Below are 17,972 nucleotides of genomic sequence, written 5' to 3'. Positions count from 1 at the left end.
CAGACGGGATGAAAACTAACTCCTAATTGGTTATAATTGGAATATCAAATCCAAGAGTTCAGGAGGAAGAGATGTCGAGTTCACTCTTAACGAAGAACGCGTTAGCCCGGTCGCTGAAGAAGCTTATGCTCACAAGGCCGCTGAACAAAATAACGATCCAGCAGCTCACAGCGGATTGCGGGGTGACCCGCCATACGTTTTATAATCATTTTCAGGATATCTATGAGCTGCTCGGCTGGATCTACAAGTCAGAAGTGATTGAAGGACTGGACCAATACTGCTGCTGGGCGGGCTGGAAGCAAGGATTCTTAAGCGTCCTGCGTTACACCGTAAATAACAAAACCATCTGTCTGAATACCTTCCATTCGCTGGGACGCGAGCATCTGGAGCAATTCCTGTACGGGGTAATTTACCGCGTCATGATCAGCGTAGTGGAGGAGCTGGACGGGCAGGCGTGGCCGGGACAGGAGCAGATTCCGGAGCCTGTGAGAATGCAGGCCAGACTCGATATAGCCGATTTCTACACGCTGGCCATCCTTGAACAGGTGATCCACTGGCTCAGAGCCGGGGCGAATACAGATCCGGCCGGAGTGGTGGACAAGGTATCACGGATTATGGACGGATGCATTGCCCGGGGGCTTGAGCATTATCAGTCTGCAGTTCATCCGGTGAAGTCATGACACAATATCGGGCGGATGTGTAATCCCTAGACAGTTGCGTCCGGCTGTCCATAGAATCCCTGGTTCACGGCGGTTATAGTGAAGGCAGTTAGCAGGCACTTATCCCCTGATCAAGGAAGGAAGAGGACACATGGGTACATATCAAAGAATTCATCCGCAGGTACAGGAAGGCATCGCTTCACGCAAGGCATATCTCGTCGGAGGAGGGATCGGCTCCCTGTCGGCGGCGGCATTTCTGATCCGTGACGGGCATATGCCCGGCCGGAATATTCATATTCTGGAGCAATCATCTGTATACGGCGGTTCCATGGACGGGGCGGGCAATGCCAAGGACGGTTACAGCGCCCGGGGCGGACGCGAGATTGAAGAGCACTTCGAGTGCTTCATGGAGCTGTTCGGCTTCATCCCTTCCCTGACCAATCCGGACCGGACAGTGCTGGATGAATTCCGGGAGCTGAACCTGGCTGAACCGATTGAATCGCATTGCCGTCTGGTCGAAAAGCAAGGCACCCCCGCCGATTTCTCATCGCTTGGACTCTCTACCGCACATGCGCTGCAATTAGGCAAGCTGACGCTGGCTACCGAAGAGAGACTGGGCACGGTGACGATTGAGCAGTTTTTTGACCCGAGCTTTCTGGAGACGAATTTCTGGTATTTCTGGCGCTCCATGTTCGCCTTCGAGAATTGGCATAGTGTGGTGGAGGTCAAGCGTTATATGGAGCGGTTCATGCACCTGATCTCGGGGATGAACCAGCTGAAAGGAATTTTGCACACCGAATACAACCAGTTCGACTCGCTGATCCTGCCGCTGATGAAATGGCTGGAGCGTGAGGGCGTTCATTTTGACAAAGGGCATGAGGTTACGGATCTGGAGCTTAGTATCAACGGTGATGAGAAGGTTATAACCGCGATTCAGGTGCAGGTTAATGGTTCCCCGAAGACGATTCCGGTGACACGCTTGGATCTGGTCATGGTCACGAACGGCTCAATGACAGAGAATTCTACCCTTGGCGATCTGGACCACCCGGCGGTGCTGAACCGGTCCGTTACTGAACGCGGGTGCTGGAGCCTCTGGGAGAAGCTTGCTGCCAAATCCCCGGATTTCGGCCGCCCTGAAGTGTTCTGCGGGGATATCGACAAGTCCAAATGGCTGTCGTTCACAATGACTTTTACCGATGATGAGATTGTATTCCCTTATCTGCTGGAACTGACGGGTGATGCTCCCGGCATGGGCGGTGTAGTTACGATCAAAGACTCCAGCTGGATGATGTCCTGGACCGCACCGAAGCAGCCTCACTTCATCAACCAGCCGGATAATGTGAAGGTACTGTGGGCGTATGGCCTGTTCCCGGATGCCGAAGGCGACTATATCAAGAAAAAAATGAGCGACTGCACCGGACGCGAGCTGCTGGAGGAACTGTGCTACCATATGGGACTTGTTGACCGTATTCCCAAGATTCTGGAGCATACCACTAACGTCATCCCTTGTATGATGCCTTATATTACTGCACAGTTCATGCCGCGCGCTCTTGGTGACCGTCCGCAGGTCGTGCCGCAGGGCAGTGTGAATCTGGCCTTCCTTGGCCAGTTCGCCGAAGTCCCGGACGACTGCGTGTTCACGGTGGAGTATTCGGTCCGTTCCGCGATGATGGCTGTATATGAGCTTTTGAAGCTGGAAAAAGAAGTGATTCCCGTCCATCCGAGCAAATATGATGTCCGAGTACTGCTGACCGCGCTCCGCACCTGCCTGGGCAACAAGCCGCTGCCGCTGGATAAGACACTTGGGGAGCTGCTGGCGGGAACGGTACTCTCGAAAATGGTCTAGAGACGAATACGAGGATTACACGAGGTAGCTGATTCCGCTGCCCAGGCATGCCTGGGGTCCGGCAGACATAGGATGGTAATAAGCAAGCGCTTAACCATTCAGTCATTGCAGGAGGAGAATAGTGTGAACGAGAGACTGGCGGCTGTTATTCTGCGGATTGATGCTATTGCTACAGATATTCTTGTACCGCTGCGCCGTAAGATCATTAATGAGGCGGCTCTGCTTCAGCTCTATGTGGCGCTGGATGAGACGTATGCTCTGATGGAGCATGAGCGGCAGATTGACCGGGAGCTCGCGGCCATCCTCTTCCTGCTCTATTCACAGCTGGTAACCCAATCCAATTATGTGTATGACAAAAGCCTCTTCGTGCCGCATATCGGCAAGCTGCAAGGGTACATCCGCAAAATATTCGGCGGTACGCTTCAGAATGTATAAAACTCAACTAACAGCCAATCTGACAGCCTATACTCCAGCTACATCTCTAACAGGATGGAACCGGGAGGATAGGCTGTTTTTAAAAATATGGCTGTGTTAAAATTTGTTGAGCTATTGATGAAATTCAAGAGCAGAACTCACGTACTTGGGCGTGGACGTATTCGGATAAGTAAAGTAAGGAACGAGGAGGCAGACAATTCATGGGAGGAACGAATGTATGGGATGCGGAGTGGGAGGTTAACGAAGAGCAGGCGCGGACGCTGATCGGAAGACAATTCCCTCAGTTGTCATCGAAGCAAGTGAAGCGATTGGGCTGGGGCTGGGACAATACGGTTTTTCTCATCGGTGACGAGTACGTGTTCCGGTTTCCAAGAAGAACGTTTGCCGTTGGCGCGATTCGTATGGAAGGGAAGCTGCTGCCGAAGCTGGAGGCATATGTGACCATCCCCTATCCGAAACCGTTGTTTTATGGCGAAGCAAGTGACGAATATCCGGCACCATTTCTTGGCTATGCCCACGTGCCAGGAGATTTCCCAATCGGTTTGACGGAAGAACGCCGGGCTTTATCGGCAGAGACGCTGGCGGCATTTTTGCGGAGATTGCATGAGTTCCCGGTGCAGGCGGCGCTGAAGTGCGGAGTTCAGCAAGATCATCGAAGCTTGACGGACATAGCATCACGCAAAGTGAAATTGGAGGGCTTTCTATCGAAGCTGGTTGAACACTTGTCGCCGGAGGAGTCCGGTGTGATCGAAGCGTATATTAACAGTCTGCAAAAGGACCGTGTCGAGGCGGTGAATGCACTCCTGCATGGCGATCTTCATTTCAAAAATATGCTTGTGAATGAGAACGGGATTGTCTCCGGCATCATTGATTGGGGCGATCTGAGCGTAGGCCATCCGGCTTGCGATTTGAGCGTTGCTTACAGCTTTTTACCACCTTACGCCCGCGGTGTGTTTTTCGAAACGTACGGAGGAGCGGACGAGGAGACGAAGCTGCTGGCGCGGCTGATGGCGGTATACATCCCCATGCTGATCTTAATGCAAGCGGTCGATGACGGGAATGAAGCGATTGCGGCAGAGGCGAAATCCAACATCATGCGGGCACTGTCGGATTAGGCTCATTATTTCGTTACGGCCGATAGCAATAAACCGCCTTTTCAACGAAGGCGGTTTTCTTATTTTTATTTTGTCCATTGCCAAACCTTGACCTGTTCCTTTACAATATTATAATGATAATGAGAATCAATTTCAAAGAAACAGGTGACATTCATGAATCAACAGGCAGTGTCCGGGAGCGGGCTGGATCAGAAGGCAAAGCGGCTGAAGCTGCGGTCCCGTCCCTGGGCGGCAACATTAATTCTTATTGGCGGTTTGATTGCGCTGGCGCTGGGTATCGCTATTTCCGTATCGTTCGGGGCCGCAGATATTAAGCTGTCGGTCGTATGGACCGCAGTCTTTCATTTCAATCCCGAACTTACCGAGCATCAGATCATCCGCGAGCTTAGGCTGCCGCGTGTGCTGGGCGGCGTAATGGTGGGAGCCAGCCTCGCTGTGGCAGGGGCTATTATGCAAGGGATGACCCGCAATCCGCTGGCGGATTCGGGACTGATGGGCATTAACTCTGGAGCAGGCTTTGCGCTGGCTGTCTGCTTTGCATTTTTTCCGGGATTGCCGTTCATGTATCTCATTCTCTATTCCTTCGTTGGCGCCGGAGCCGGAGCGGGAATTGTCTACGGTGTAGGCTCGCTGGCGAAGGGCGGACTAACCCCGGCCAGGCTCGTATTGGCAGGTGCTGCTCTCAGTGCGCTGCTCTCTGCGCTAAGCGAAGGCATCGCCCTTTATTTCCGCATCGGACAAGATCTCGCCTTCTGGTATGCCGGTGGTCTGGCAGGAACGAAATGGTTCCAGCTGCAGATCATGTCCCCATGGGTGATAGCGGCTATCCTGGGAGCCATCGTGCTGTCCCGTTCGATTACGATGCTCAGCCTGGGTGAGGATATTGCCAAGGGGCTGGGGCAGCGTACAGGACTGGTGAAATTAGCTGGTACGCTAATTGTCCTGATTCTAGCCGGAGCCTCGGTAGCTGTAGTGGGAGCTGTTGGGTTCGTCGGCCTGATCATCCCCCATCTGACGCGCTATATGGTGGGTGTGGATTACCGCTGGATTATTCCCTGCTCTGCGGTGCTGGGTGCGCTGCTGGTGGTCGGGGGCGATCTGACGGCACGGATGATCAATCCGCCGCATGAAACGCCGGTGGGTGCGATTATAGCCCTGATTGGGGTACCGTTCTTCCTGTATCTGGCCCGAAAAGAAAGAAGGGAGCTGTAAAGATGCAGAGCCATAAGAGAATTTCTTCAGAAGATGCAAGGCGTAAGTATGGCCTGAGGGTGATCGGCGTGCTGGCCGTTCTGATTGTGATAATGTTCATTATAAGTATGAATACAGGATACATAAGACTTACTCCGCTTGAACTGCTGGATACGCTGGTCGGCAAGGGGACGGAGAAGCAGGAGCTGATTCTGTTCCAGTTCCGTTTGCCGCGGATTGTCATTTCTCTGTTAATTGGTACCGCACTTGCCGTATCCGGCGCAGTGATGCAGGGGGTCTTCCGCAATGATCTGGCCGATCCGGGTATTCTCGGCATTAATGCCGGGGCCGGACTGATGGTTATGCTGCTGATCTCTTTCTATCCGACGACCTCGGCGGCACCGGTCTATCTGTTGCCTGTGGTTGCCTTTGCCGGGGCGGCCTGTACTGCTGCTCTGATCTACAGCCTCGCATACAAGCGGCATCAGGGCATTGCGCCGATCCGGCTGCTGCTTACCGGGGTCGCAGTGGCGGCAGGCATGAGCGCGGCGATGATCGTGCTGACGCTTCGCCTCGACCCGGACAAGTATCAGTTCGTTGCCACGTGGCTGGCGGGCAGCATCTGGGGCACAAGCTGGAAGTTTGTCTTATCCCTGCTGCCCTGGATCGTGATTCTCCTGCCTTATGTCATCTACAAGGCACGGGTGATGAATGTACTTAATCTGGGCGAGCAGACAGCGACAGGACTCGGTGCTAATGTGAGCAGAGAGCAGTTCCGTCTGCTGGCAGCAGCGGTCGGCCTTGCGGCTTCCAGCGTAGCGGTCAGCGGAGGCATCGGCTTCGTCGGGCTGGTCGGCCCGCATCTGGCGCGGCGGCTGGTCGGACCGAAGCATCAGCTGATGCTGCCCGCCTCTGCGCTGATCGGCGCGCTGCTTGTCATTACAGCCGATACAATAGGACGGCGGATTCTGCAGCCGTCCGAGATTCCTACCGGCATTGTGGTAGCTGTCATCGGTGCTCCATACTTTCTGTATCTTCTGGCCCGTACCAAATCTTAAATACAACCAGACCTTGGAGGGATATCAATGAATGAAGCAATGGAATTATACGATGTGACGATTATTGGCGGCGGCCCCGCAGGTATGTATACAGCGTTCTATAGTGGAATGAGGGATCTGAAGACTAAGCTGATTGAAGCGAAGGATGAGCTGGGCGGCAGAATGCTGATCTATCCTGAGAAGATGATCTGGGATGTGGGAGGAGTAACACCTATTCTCTGCCGCCAGTTAATTGATCAGCTGGCAGAGCAGGCGCGCACCTTCGATCCTACCCTTGTATTCGGACAGCAGATTGTTCACCAGGCCCGCCAGGAGGACGGAACGTATATCCTGACCTCAGCCACAGGCGAGCAGCACTGGACCCGTACCGTCATACTTACCATCGGATACGGTATTCTGCAGATGGCGAAGCTGGAGATTGAAGGCGCGGACCGCTATGAGGTGACGAATCTGCACTACACGGTACAGGAGCTGGAGCCCTTCCGCGGCAAGCGGGTGCTGATCTCGGGCGGCGGAGATTCCGCAGTGGACTGGGCGAATGAGCTGGAGGGGATTGCCGCCAGTGTAACTGTGGTACACCGCCGGGAGCAGTTCGGCGGGCATGAGAAGAATATTGCCCGGATGAAGGCCTCCTCGGTGGATGTGCGCGTGCCTTGTGCGGTAAGCCAGCTGCACAGCAGTGACGGAGAGCAGATCGATCAGGTGACCGTCTGCCATATTCAGACCGGAGAGCATGAGCAGCTTGAGGTCGATGCCGTCATTGTCAACCACGGGCTGAGAAGCGACTTCGGTCCGCTCAAGGACTGGGGACTGGATATGGGAGAATGGTGTGCGAACGTCAGTGGTAAGCTGGAGACCAATCTGCCGGGTATCTTCGCTGCCGGAGATTTCGTGGATCATGAGAGTAAGGTACGGCTCATTGCCGGAACGTTCACTGATGCGGTGCTTGCCCTGAACAGCGCGAAGCTGTACATGGACCCTACCGCTGAGAAGGTGGCCTACGTCTCCTCCCATAATGACCGGTTCAAGGAGAAGAACAAGGCGCTTGGCGTAGTAGATAACCACTAGCATTCCTCCTTCAGAGATATCAGCCGGTGTACCGGCGCTATACCATAAGCTGTATCTGCACATGCTGTCCCTTACACGGATTATTCCGTACCGGGGGCAGCTTGTTCTGCTTTTACATATTCCATATGCTGTATAAAAAAAGGATAGCGGGCGAATAGTAAGAGCCAGGAGGTGCGGATATGGAGAATATAAATTCGCCGGTCTCCCCTAAGCTGGAAGACAACATCAGTACCATTCAAGCAAGGCTCGGGAACAGTCCCGATCTGGTTATACGCATCTATGAATTAATTAATAGAACAGCCCGTGTGGCTGCAATATATATCGCCGGCATTACCGACAGAGTGATGGTCGATGACTACATCTCGCATGTGATGTCCTTTCAAGCTCTGAATGACCGTGCGCGGCTTGCGGTAACCCCGGAGGAAGTCTACAGCTATATTAAAGAGAATGCCCTTAGTATCGGCAAGGAGAAGCTGGTTACAGATATTAACGGACTGCTGGAGGCGTTGCTCTCGGGCGATACGGTTATTCTGGTGAACGGAGTGGGGGGAGGCATCAGTGGAAGCACCTGCGGCGGGGAGTCCCGCGCGGTTACTGAGGCGGGCACCCAGGTCGCCATCCGCGGCTCCAAAGAAAGCTTCACGGAGACCATCAGCACGAATATTGCCCTGGTCCGCAAAATCATCAAGAACCCGGACCTCTGGACCGAAACCATGAAGCTGGGCGATGTGACCCACACCGATATCACGATTATGTATATCCGCGGCATTGCCGACGAAGAGACGATTCAGGCATTCAAGGATAAGCTTCAGGAGATTAAGGTCGATATGATTCTGGAGTCGGGATATATTGAGCAGATCGTGGAGGACAATAAATATTCCCCGTTCCCCACGATGTTCAATACAGAGCGCCCGGATAGTGTCGCGGGCAATCTGCTTGATGGACGGATTGCCATCTTCGTAGACGGTACTCCGTTTGTGCTGATTGCCCCGACTACCTTCTTCATGTTCTTTCATACGGTCGAGGATTATTATCAGCGGTATGATATCTCCTCGCTGATCCGGATGCTCCGCTTTGTGTGCCTGGTCATTTCAATGTATGGTCCGGCGATCTTCGTCGCGGCGCTGAACTTCCATCAGGAGATGATTCCGACCCCGCTGCTGATCAATCTGGCGTCACAGCGGGAGGGGGTGCCGTTCCCTGCCTTTGTAGAAGCGGTTCTGATGGAGGTTACCTTCGAGATTATCCGGGAAGCAGGGGTCCGCATGCCTTCGCCGATCGGCCAGACCGTATCCATCATCGGCGGTCTGGTGCTTGGGACAGCGGCGGTTCAGGCAGGGATCGTCTCGCCGGCGATGGTAATCGTGGTCTCGCTCACAGGAATCTCCAGCTTTGCTACACCTGCCTTCAACATGGCGCTCTCCATCCGCATGCTGCGGTTCATCATCATGGCGATTGCCGCATTTATGGGGCTGTATGGCATCGCTATATTTACTATTATGCTGATTGCCCATCTGTGCAGTCTGCGCTCACTCGGTGTTCCTTACATGACGCCCATCGGTCCCTTTGTTCCGGGAAATCTGAAGGATACCTTCATCCGCTCTCCCCAGAGCTTCACGAGGCTTAGAAAGCGGCTCGTCAACAACAGCAACCGCTCTTCAGCCTCTCCCGCAGGGAAAAGGGCCGCCGGGAGGAAAGCCGATGAACGGTAAGGGACTGCTGCGTCTGATCGCTATAGCGGTGCTGGTCCTGCCGCTTGGCGGCTGCTGGAACAGCCGGGAATTGAACGAGCTGGCCGTTGTCAGCGGTATAGGGATGGATCTTGTTCCGGAGACCGATGAATACCGGGTCACCTTTCAATTGGTCAATCCGTCTTCCACATCGACGAGTACCTCTCCCGGGAGCGGCAAGCCTGCTGTAGTGGTGGTGTCAGCCACAGACAAAACGATGTTCGGCGCGTTGCGGCGGGCGTCAAAGCATGTGACCCGCCAGCTTTTTTTTGCCCATACCCAGCTTATTGTGCTTGGAGAGCCCTTGGCGCGGGATGGGATTAACGATATCTTCGACATCTTCGAGCGGTCCCATGAGCTGCGGCTCAATTCAGAAATACTGGTTGCCCGTGGCAGCGATGCCGCCTCTGTCTTGAAGCTGCTGACTCCTGTAGAAAGTCTGCCGGCTCTGGGGCTGGTCAAAAAAGCGCAGAATACCTCCAGTGTCTGGGGGGAGAACCGGCCGATCAGTGTCTTCGATGTCATTCACGGCATTACAGGAGAAGGCGATCTGACGATCAATGCGGTGAAGATCAATGGAGATGCTGAGGAAGGGAAGAAGAAAAGCAATCTGGAGGGGTCTGAGACCCTGACCGAGACGGTGATGAGCGGGCTTGGGGTCTTCAGGCAGGGTAAGCTGCTCTATTGGATGAAGGACTCCGAAGCAAGGGGAACCGAGTGGCTGCTTAACCAGATAGAAGAAACAGTGCTGGATATTGATGCAGATGATAAAAAAGAATCCGTTGCCGTCAATATCATCTACTCCAGAACGGAGGTAAAGACCGCGATTGAGGATGGTCTTCCGGTCTTTCATGTGACGATTGCAGAGGAGGGGAGCGTCAATGAAACGGACAGCTTCGTGGATCTCAGCAAGCGGGAAGAGATCATGAAGCTTGAACAAGAGCTGGAGAAGAAAACGAGGACTGAAGTGATGCAGGCTTTTCATAAGGGACAACAGCTGGAGAGCGATATTTTCAATTTCGGCAATGAGCTGAAGCGGACGAATCCGCAGGAATGGGCGGCGCTGGACGGGGACTGGGGCCGGATCTTCGCGGAGGGGAAGCTGGACCTCAAGATCAAGGCTTACATCCGCAGTACAGGCATGAGTCTGAAACCTTATATCCCCGAAGGTAAATAATTGGCTTAACCGCAGAAATCAGGTGATTGATGTTTATGAAAAAAGAAATGATCGGCCCCAATCAACTGCTTGCCTTGATCATTCTGTTTGAGCTGGGAACCGCCGTGCTTGTACCTATTGGCCTGGAGAGCGGACATGCAGTCTGGCTCGCCATTCTGATTGCCCTTCCCGGGGGCATTGTGCTGTATCTGGTGTTCGCACATCTCTATCTCCAATTCCCGAACCAGATCATAAGCGGGTATACGCGTTCTATTCTCGGGCCATGGCTGGGCTGGCCGGTAAGTCTGCTGTTCCTGCCGGTGCTTCTCTATAACGGCTCCAGAAATCTGCGGGAAGCGGGTGATCTGCTGATCTCGGCCTCCTATGACAAAACCCCGATTCTGATCATTAATTCAATCATGATTATTGCAGTGATGTATATCCTGAGCAAAGGGATAGAAGTGTTCGCGAGGACTGCCGAGATTGTCCTGTGGATCGTGATCATTATGGGGTGCATTTGTATTATTGCTGTAATCTCAGCCGGGCTGGTGGAGTATAAGAATCTGTTTCCGCTTCATATGAATGATTACAAGCAAGCCTTGAAATCAGCCTATCCCAACATCCTGATCTTTCCGTTCGGCGAACTGATGTGCTTCACTACCATTCTGCCCCACTTCAATAAATCCCTGAAAATTAAGAAGACCGGAATCGCAGCAATCATTGTCAGCGCCTGTCTGCTCAGCTTCACGCATGCAATCGAAATGTCTGTGCTTGGCGAGAACCTGTACAGCCGTACCGCCTTTCCCATGTTTACAACCATTACCCTTGTGAACATGGCCAATTTCATTCAACGGCTGGATGCCCTTGTTATGCTTACACTGATTATCGGGGCGTTCTTTAAGCTGACCGTTTACTGTTATGCTGCTGTTGCGATTGCCAACGATCTTTTCAAGGTAAATGATACAAGCAGGCTGGTTATTCCGGCAGGCGTGATTATGCTGTTCAGCTCTTTTGTCAGCGCGCAGAATTATTCGGAGCATATGAATGACGGGAAGACTTTTCTGCAGACGATTCTGCCGGTATTCTGTGCGGTGATTCCAATCCTGCTGCTGCTGATTCATCTTGTCCGGCGCAAGTTCGGATTGTACCGTTAGAAGAATTAAGACGGTTTCCGGCGGGATTGACGCTTCTTAGAGACATGGACGGCTACCTGAACGAACGGGAGAAGCAGGAAGATTGTGATACATATGGCTTCCTGTAGTGTGGTTGTAGCAAAGATGGTCGAGAGCGAATGAATGGATGCACGCAGGCTGATGCCGGACATCACATCAATGATGACTATTAACGTAAGCGTAAGAACAGCTAACAGGACATAGATACTGATAATCTTCATGGAGGTCTCCTTGTGCACCGCAAGAATAATTCACCGGTTCCGGTGGCGGCGGGCTACAGATATTATCTCCGAGTAATGGATAGGGTAAACGCCAAAAGCTGCCGGAAGCCATTCAAGGCTCCAGGCAGCTTATTCATGACTCCATTATTGTTGTACTCCGGTCAGCCAATCGGCCAGCTCCTCCGTCTGGGCCAGAACGGCAATCGGATCATAGTACCAGGAGCGATCTTCTTTCCATACGTAGATCTTCCCGTTCTTGACTGCCGGCAGGCTGCCCCAGATCGGGTCTGCCTGGAAGTCTTGAGCAGTCCAGGTATTGTCGGTAATGACGAGATAATCACCCGCATACTTGCCCAGGGTCTCAGCGGATAATTCAGCCCACTGTTTCTCCATAATTTCAGCAGCCACTCCAGTGGACGGCTTGCGCCCCAACGCCTGATAGATGGGCTGTCCTCCGCGTCCGAAGTTATCCCCATAGACCCAGGTGGACTTGTCTGCATGCTCCAGAATACTGAAGGTGGCCCCGGCAGGAATGGCTGCATCCACACGGGCCTTGGCGTCAGCAATACGCTTATCGTAATCAGCCAGCCAGGCTGCTGCTTCCTGCTCCTTGCCCAGCAGCTTGCCGAAATAGGTCAGCTCTTCATGCGCATTCTTCAAATCGCCATATGGCACAATGACCGTTGGGGCAATCTGGCTGAGCGCCGCATAGCTGTCTGCATTGCCGGAGATAATCAAGTCGGGATTCAGCGCGATGATATTCTCCGGTGACATTTTACCGTATGTGCCGGTGTCGGCGACTCCTGTGAGGAATTCTTTGAAGTACATATTCTCCAGTGTAAGCCCAGGCGCACCGACCGGAATCGTATCCAGGGCAATCAAGCTGCCCAGATATTCCTCGGCAACAATCCGCTGCGGTGCTGCCGGCACCTCAATATCTCCATTCACAGTTGTCACAGTATGGAAGGCGGGAGCTGCGGTTGCAGCAGCCTTCTCCGGCTGAGTGGAGGAAGCGGGTGTTCCGGTAGCCTTAGCTGAAGCAGCACCATTGCTGCTATTAGAAGTGTTGTTTCCACAAGCCGAGGCGATAAGAGTCAATGCCAGAAGCAGAGACAGGACCATCCAAGCCTTCGGGTGAATGCGGCGAGAACGTAAATACGGGATTTTCAAGATGCAGCCTCCTTAATGTAGAACGATTATCATTCTCAATAACACTTTACAGAGTTTGCTATGATTAGACTATGGCTGAATGTGATGTCCGGCTATGTAAATTTATGATGTCAGCGCCTGCACCAGGACCTTCAGCTGAGCCTCGGAGGAGAGCGGGTCGAACCCGTAGAACATGCCAGGCTGATTCAGGTAATAGATTCTTCCGCCTGAAGAGTCACCGATATAATGTTGCTGTACTGGGTGAAGAAAGCTCTGCAGCGGCTCCAGTGCTTCAGCAGCCTCCCTGCTTGAGGTAATGAAGATATGGTCAGCGGGGTAGCGGGCGATGTTATGGAAGGCAATCTCCAGATAGCCCTTATCCAGCAGTCCCTCGGCAACGAGGCCAAGCGGCGGGCGGAAGCCAAGATCATGATACAGAATCTGCGTCCCGCGCCCGTAGCTGCTGCTGAAGCAGTAGGACGTCTCTGCGCCAAGCTCCAGGACTATGGCGGTTCCACGGTCACCGATCCGCCGGTCCAGCAGCTGATTAGCCTGGTAACAATGCCAGTCATAGAGGCTTAGCCAGGCCTCAGCCTGAGGCTGACGCCCAGTCACCTCGGCAATCAGCCGGAATTGCTCCCGCCAGTCCATTTGCATGAAGGGAATCTCAATTACCGGTGCGACGGACAGGAGCTGCTTGCTCTTGTCAGGCAGGGAGTAGCTGATAATGACATCCGGCCGGGCTGACGACAGACGTTCGTATAGACCTGCGGAGCCGATTCCTTCATCCAGCAGCTTCCTGGAGGGAACGGGCTGCATGCTCTCCATCCAGGACGAATAGACTCCCAGCCGGGGAACGACTTCGAGCGCATGGAGGCTGGCCGTATGATTGAAGTTCAGCGAGACTACGGATTTGCTCTTACGGTGATAGGCTGAAGGCGAAATTCCTACAACCTGCTTGAATTTGCGGCTCAAATAGGTTCCTTCGCTATAACCAACCTCAAGCGCCAGCGTACTCAGATTCGGGGCTCCTGTAAGGATACGCTGCTGGGCCTTACGAATGCGCAGCAGCGTTATATATTGATTGAAGGTCTGCCCGGTGAATCTGCGGAAGGCACGGGAGAAATGCTCCGGGGTGACTCCGGCAAGTCCGGCAGCCTGTTCTCTCGTCAAATCTTCATTATAATTAGACTCTATATGATGTAGTACACGGTCAATCCACTGAGCCTGCGGTTCTTTGTACTCAGCAGCACTATTGTGCAGCTCAGTGAGCAGCTCTGTGAACAGAGCTTGTAAGGCAAATGGCGTGCGCTGCTCCGGCTGGTTCCAGCTGCTAAGAAGCTGCACAGCAAGCGTGCTTACATGGGGAGGGCAGCTTCGGACCGGCAGATCATGGTTCAGCGGGCTGAAGGGCCGCCTGTTGCCGGAGATCACCGCGTATTCGATCCACACACCCTGCAGCTTATGGCTGCGGGGCAGCCTGATATCCACCGGACTGTCGCTGCACACAATATGACCGCCGGATAGACGGATACGTTCTCCATTTAGCCCGATGACTCCGCTTCCGCCGGTGACTACTACCAGGAATGAGGTGAAGGGGGGAATGGGATTTTCCCGGTTAAAGGAGGCTTGATCCAGTGCCGTTACATGTACCGGAATATAAAAGCTATGAGGAGTAGGCAATGAACTGCCGGCATTTCGCGTCTGCATGTTACAAGTCACTCTTTTCTTGGATGATAATCATTCTCAGTAATAGTATAACAGTCTTTCCTGCTATTGACGATCCTCGAATAGGAAGGTAAAGTTTAGGGTCAGAGACAAGCAGGGTATAGTTGTATTAGAGGGGGCGAAGAAGGCCATGACAACCTGGAATCTGCAAGGAACGGTCAGCCATTTGCTGATCTGTAACGGAAGTGACTGCAAGAAGCATAAGGGTGAAGAGGTAGCGGAAGCGATTGAGGATGAGATTACGAAGCAAGGGGCAGATGCGCTGATACATACAACAGTAACCCGCTGCAACGGAAGATGCTCGGATGCCTGTGTCGTGATCTCTTACCCGGAAGGCGTATGGTACAGGGATGTCACCCCTAAATCTGCTAAAAGCCTGGTGCGCAAGGTGCTGAAGGGAGAACAGCTCGAAGAGAATCTGCTCTATACGTATGAAGAAGGCTTCAAGGCCGCTACCCCCAAGGGTGCCAAAGGTAAGAAGAAGAAATGATAGTATAGCGATTAGTGCAGTCCGCCGCTGGAATTCTCCGGCTAAGGGCTGTTTATTTTTTCCAAGGGGAGCATTACAATAGATAGAAAAGTCTAAGAGGGGGAAGCGGGATGTTCGTAGGCTTCGGGCCGGGGGATGATGTGCTGCACACAGGGCAGTTCATGCAGGAAGAGGTGGAATATAATCTCATCCATTTGATTGTCGAGAACGAGGAAGCCCTGCGGCTCAGGACAGAGGAGAATGATCTCATCTTCGCCCATGCCGCCGGGCGTAACTCGTGGTTGTGGTTATCACCGGAGCTGGCTGAAGAGAGGCGCCGTTCCCTTGTCCGGGAGCTGGCGGAAATGCTGGAGGACCGCGAATTGCCGGGGGTTAACGGAACGCTGGAGACGGGGAGGCTGTTCGCCGATGCGTACGGCAAGCTTACCGGCAAGTCTTATCAGGTCCGGATGATGATGGAGGCCTATCACTGCCCGGAGGTGCAGCTGCCGCATGGTGTCAGCGGCAGGCTGCAGCAGGCGGGGCCAGGTGATATCCCGCTCATCGCGGGGTATTTAGCCGGATTCGTGCAGGATTGCTTCGGTACGGAGAGTGCAGCAGAGGATCATCTGGACTATGCCGCAGCGGTTACGGAGTCGGGCAAGCTCCGTCTATGGATTGACCGGGAACAGCCGGTGTCCATGGTTAATCTGGCCCATCAGTCTGCCAGGCAAGCGCGGATTAATGAAGTGTTCACTCCGCGTGAGTTCCGCAAGCACGGGTATGCGAGTGCGGCTGTAGCTGCCCTGTGTGCCGAACTGCTCAGTAAGGGCGTGACGCCCATGCTCTACGCCGATGCGGCGAATCCCGATTCCAATAAGGTCTATCAGTCGGTGGGCTTCAAGCGGACCGGAAGCATTGTTGATTTGCGCTTTCAGTAAGGTTGTAATTATTAAGTCTATTACAAGGAGGAATGTCAAAGGATGCTGCAAGGAATGAAAATAATAGTGACCGGTGCTGCTTCAGGTATTGGTAAGGCCATTGTCAGACATAGTCTGGAGGCGGGAGCTGAGGTCATTGGTTGTGACCTGGATGGTCCCCGTCTGGAGGAGTTGAAGCACGAAACCGCTTCGGATAAGCTCTACACTTACCGGCTGGATGTCGCCGATTACAGCGGGGTGGAGCACTTCTTCTCAGCCCTTCAGCAAGAGCATGCCGATGTGAGCGGGCTGGTCAACAATGCAGGGATCTATCTGGGCCGCAGCCTGCTGGATTATACACCGGAGGAGATCAACCGGGTGATGGATATCAATATCAAAGGGTATGTCTACTTCTCCCAGGCCTTCGGACGCATGCTGCTGGAGCAGAAGCAAAAGGGCGTCATCGTCAACATGTCATCAGTCTCCGGCCAGGAAGGCAGCTCCGATGCAGTATACGGTCTAACGAAGGCTGCTATTCTTGGCTTGACCAAGAGCTGCGCAATGAATTTTGCCCCTTTGATCCGCGTGAATGCAGTGGCTCCGACCATGGCGGACACCCCGATGATGGGACATATCCCCGCTTGGAGGCAGCAGGAATACCGGGAACACCAGTTAAATCCTGAGCCGCTGCTGGCGGAGGATGTTGCCGATACGGTGATTTTTATGCTGAGCAGCAGAGCCAGAGCTTATACAGGAGCCACCTTTGATATTAACAATGGCTGCTATTTGCGTTGATTGTCCCTGATTTGACTTGCAGCCACAGGGTTACTATGCTTATACATAGTGCAAATAATCACACTTAACAGGTAAGAGTTGCAGCTAGGGGGCGGCAGGATATGGATAGACGGCAGGTATGGCCGGATAAATTCAAGAAGTTTTTTCTGAACAACAAGTTTGTGGTGGGTCTGCTGATTGCGCTGCTGGTGGGCTTAACGATACTCGTATTCTCAAAGATTCCGTTTGTGTTCAAGCCGCTGTCTGTGCTTCTGCATACGGTGGCAACGCCGCTGCTGCTCTCAGGGATCGCCTATTATCTGTTGAATCCGCTGGTGGACCGTCTGGAGAAGAGAAGCCGGGTGAAGCGGGCGTATGGCATTGTCATTCTGTATCTGATCATCATGGGGATCATTACCCTGGTTCTGCTTATGGTCATCCCGATCATCCGCACCCAGCTTATGGGCCTGATTGATAACTTCCCCGTCTACAGTGAGCAGATCCAGGAGGAATTCCTCCAGCTTACCGGCAGTGAACTGTTCAATAAGATTCAGTCGAGCGTAGGCACGGACCTTAGTGATATCACTAGCAAGGTGACGACCTGGGCCACAACCTTCCTGAATAATGCCGTCAGCGGCGTAGGCAGCTTCGTTGGAACACTGACCGAAATTGTGCTGGCTGTAGTGACTACGCCATTCATTCTCTTTTATCTCCTGCGCGACGGCAAAAGATTGCCCGACTATCTCATGAGACTCATCCCTACCGCACTGCGGCCGCAGTCCCGGATGGTTATGCAGGAGATGAATAACCAGATCGCATCGTATATCCGCGGCCAGATTATTGTCAGCTGTTGCATCGGAGCACTGCTCTATATCGGGTACCTGATTATCGGGCTGGAGTATTCGCTGGTTCTGGCGATCGTTGCCGCTTGTACGGCTGTAGTTCCTTATCTGGGGCCGGCCATTGCGATTACCCCTGCGCTGATCGTGGCGATGGTTACCTCACCGTTTATGCTGCTGAAGATGGTCATTGTCTGGACCGCGGTTCAACTGATCGAAGGGAAGTTCATCTCGCCGCAGATTATGGGGAAATCGCTGAGGATTCACCCGATTACGATTATTTTTGTGATTATTTTTGCCGGAAAAATGTTCGGTGTACTCGGTATCATACTGGCGGTTCCGGGCTACGCCGTGCTTAAAGTGGTAATGACCCATATCTTCCAGTGGTTCCGCTTCCGCTCCGGGCTCTACAGAGTCATTGAAGAAAAGACTGAGGAATAAA

17 protein-coding genes are annotated in these 17,972 nt (G+C 53.2%); 14 read left to right on the top strand and 3 right to left on the bottom strand.

The genetic code is table 11. The features are described from left to right. The first annotated feature begins 71 nt into the window (after positions 1-71). The 10 genes from NST26_RS21180 to NST26_RS21135 all read left to right on the top strand — a co-directional run bounded on the left by NST26_RS21180 (position 72) and on the right by NST26_RS21135 (position 11,412). Entirely contained in the window at positions 72-680 is a 609-nt protein-coding gene (locus NST26_RS21180) for a TetR/AcrR family transcriptional regulator C-terminal domain-containing protein (protein ID WP_209870132.1), read from the top strand. 130 nt (positions 681-810) lie between these two features. Beyond that, positions 811-2,505, top strand: a complete 1,695-nt coding sequence (locus NST26_RS21175) for an oleate hydratase (RefSeq protein ID WP_340951564.1) — start codon at positions 811-813, stop codon at positions 2,503-2,505. A 123-nt stretch (positions 2,506-2,628) separates the two neighbouring features. Next, positions 2,629-2,940 (top strand): hypothetical protein, encoded by a 312-nt coding sequence (locus tag NST26_RS21170; protein ID WP_340951567.1) that lies wholly within the window; start codon positions 2,629-2,631, stop codon positions 2,938-2,940. A 200-nt stretch (positions 2,941-3,140) separates the two neighbouring features. Continuing rightward, positions 3,141-4,055, top strand: a complete 915-nt coding sequence (locus NST26_RS21165; RefSeq protein ID WP_340951569.1) for a phosphotransferase — start codon at positions 3,141-3,143, stop codon at positions 4,053-4,055. Positions 4,056-4,208: 153 nt separating this feature from the next. Then, the gene (locus NST26_RS21160; protein WP_340951571.1) at positions 4,209-5,267 is read left to right on the top strand and encodes a FecCD family ABC transporter permease; all 1,059 of its coding nucleotides are present in this window, start codon (positions 4,209-4,211) and stop codon (positions 5,265-5,267) included. A 2-nt stretch (positions 5,268-5,269) separates the two neighbouring features. Further along, entirely contained in the window at positions 5,270-6,304 is a 1,035-nt protein-coding gene (locus NST26_RS21155; protein ID WP_340951574.1) for a FecCD family ABC transporter permease, read from the top strand. Positions 6,305-6,331: 27 nt separating this feature from the next. Next, a complete protein-coding gene (locus tag NST26_RS21150; protein WP_036727441.1) occupies positions 6,332-7,372 on the top strand; it encodes an NAD(P)/FAD-dependent oxidoreductase in 1,041 nt (346 codons plus the stop codon). 179 nt (positions 7,373-7,551) lie between these two features. After that, positions 7,552-9,084 (top strand): spore germination protein, encoded by a 1,533-nt coding sequence (locus tag NST26_RS21145; RefSeq protein ID WP_340951576.1) that lies wholly within the window; start codon positions 7,552-7,554, stop codon positions 9,082-9,084. Further along, on the top strand, positions 9,074-10,279 hold the full coding sequence (locus tag NST26_RS21140; RefSeq protein ID WP_339249428.1) for a Ger(x)C family spore germination protein: 1,206 nt from the start codon (positions 9,074-9,076) through the stop codon (positions 10,277-10,279). Before NST26_RS21145 ends, NST26_RS21140 begins: the two co-directional genes overlap by 11 nt. Positions 10,280-10,314: 35 nt before the next feature. Beyond that, the gene (locus NST26_RS21135) at positions 10,315-11,412 is read left to right on the top strand and encodes a GerAB/ArcD/ProY family transporter (protein WP_340951578.1); all 1,098 of its coding nucleotides are present in this window, start codon (positions 10,315-10,317) and stop codon (positions 11,410-11,412) included. 5 nt (positions 11,413-11,417) lie between these two features. On the opposite strand, the gene NST26_RS21130 is transcribed toward NST26_RS21135, so the two are convergent. The 3 genes from NST26_RS21130 to NST26_RS21120 all read right to left on the bottom strand — a co-directional run bounded on the left by NST26_RS21130 (position 11,418) and on the right by NST26_RS21120 (position 14,510). Next, positions 11,418-11,651, bottom strand: a complete 234-nt coding sequence (locus tag NST26_RS21130) for a hypothetical protein (protein ID WP_209870112.1) — start codon at positions 11,649-11,651, stop codon at positions 11,418-11,420. A 144-nt stretch (positions 11,652-11,795) separates the two neighbouring features. Then, on the bottom strand, positions 11,796-12,821 hold the full coding sequence (locus NST26_RS21125) for an ABC transporter substrate-binding protein (RefSeq protein WP_445323333.1): 1,026 nt from the start codon (positions 12,819-12,821) through the stop codon (positions 11,796-11,798). 102 nt (positions 12,822-12,923) lie between these two features. Next, a complete protein-coding gene (locus NST26_RS21120) occupies positions 12,924-14,510 on the bottom strand; it encodes an AraC family transcriptional regulator (protein WP_340951581.1) in 1,587 nt (528 codons plus the stop codon). 148 nt (positions 14,511-14,658) lie between these two features. Between NST26_RS21120 and NST26_RS21115 the strand changes: the two genes are divergently transcribed. The 4 genes from NST26_RS21115 to NST26_RS21100 all read left to right on the top strand — a co-directional run bounded on the left by NST26_RS21115 (position 14,659) and on the right by NST26_RS21100 (position 17,971). Continuing rightward, complete coding sequence (locus NST26_RS21115) at positions 14,659-15,018, top strand: (2Fe-2S) ferredoxin domain-containing protein (protein WP_036727434.1); 360 nt, start codon at positions 14,659-14,661, stop codon at positions 15,016-15,018. 110 nt (positions 15,019-15,128) lie between these two features. Next, positions 15,129-15,938, top strand: a complete 810-nt coding sequence (locus tag NST26_RS21110; RefSeq protein WP_340951584.1) for a GNAT family N-acetyltransferase — start codon at positions 15,129-15,131, stop codon at positions 15,936-15,938. Positions 15,939-15,980: 42 nt separating this feature from the next. Further along, positions 15,981-16,712: an SDR family NAD(P)-dependent oxidoreductase gene (locus tag NST26_RS21105; RefSeq protein WP_340951586.1), complete on the top strand. Its 732-nt coding sequence runs from the start codon at positions 15,981-15,983 to the stop codon at positions 16,710-16,712. A 101-nt stretch (positions 16,713-16,813) separates the two neighbouring features. Further along, positions 16,814-17,971, top strand: a complete 1,158-nt coding sequence (locus NST26_RS21100; RefSeq protein WP_340951588.1) for an AI-2E family transporter — start codon at positions 16,814-16,816, stop codon at positions 17,969-17,971. Position 17,972 lies beyond the last annotated feature (1 nt).

The organism is Paenibacillus sp. FSL R7-0128 (genome assembly GCF_038002245.1).
In the GTDB taxonomy this organism is placed as follows: Bacteria; Bacillota; Bacilli; order Paenibacillales; family Paenibacillaceae; genus Paenibacillus_AQ; species Paenibacillus_AQ silagei.
This window is presented reverse-complemented; position numbering and strand designations above follow the sequence as displayed.